The sequence below is a fragment of the Ochrobactrum sp. SFR4 genome (assembly GCF_019730395.1).
GTDB lineage: Bacteria > Pseudomonadota > Alphaproteobacteria > Rhizobiales > Rhizobiaceae > Pseudochrobactrum.
The window spans coordinates 1-545 of sequence record NZ_JAAPBB010000116.1 but is presented as its reverse complement, the minus strand read 5'-3'; the positions used below and the strand labels follow the sequence as shown (position 1 = coordinate 545).

Annotated in this window: 1 protein-coding gene; it reads right to left on the bottom strand. The window is 55.0% G+C overall.

Annotated elements, in window-relative coordinates; translation table 11 throughout:
- A partial coding sequence (locus HBA93_RS24785) for a hypothetical protein (protein WP_221724226.1) occupies positions 1-283 on the bottom strand: 283 nt, incomplete at its 3' end.
- Between the last annotated feature and the right edge of the window lie 262 nt (positions 284-545).

The following is a 545-nucleotide window of genomic DNA, read 5'->3' as shown; positions in this document are numbered from 1 at the left end:
GGTGAGGCGGCTCCGGAGAACCGGGCGCCGGCGGAAAAGTGAATAAGTCAATCCCTTCCTGCACCGCCAACATTACAGACTCGGGAAAAATCTGCGAAACCGCCTCCTCGTTGGGATCTTCGGGGGCCGTCACGTCTAAATCATACAGTTCGTGAAGGGTAGGTGGTTCAAAATGGCTAGGAGGTGGAAGATTATCAGCCAGTACCTCTTCGATCAGCTGGTCCAAAAGACTGGCGGCCATTTCTTCGGTAATAACACCTCCGTGGCAGATAATATGTCTCATTTTCAGTCCCGGTGTCGGAGCGGCTCGGAGGAGAAAACTCTACTCGCTGGCACTCCAAGCTCGGGATCCGGGATCTGGCAGACAAGACGCGCGGCGCGGCTTCGGTCCCAAACCGAAAGCAAAAATTCAGACGGAGGCGGGAACTGTTTTAGGTTCTCGTCTCCTACCAGAACCACATATCCCTCCTCTAAGGGGGGTGCACCAAAGAGTCCAAAACGATCGGGATTTTTGGACTCAGGTCGGGCCACAAAAACGGCCCCCG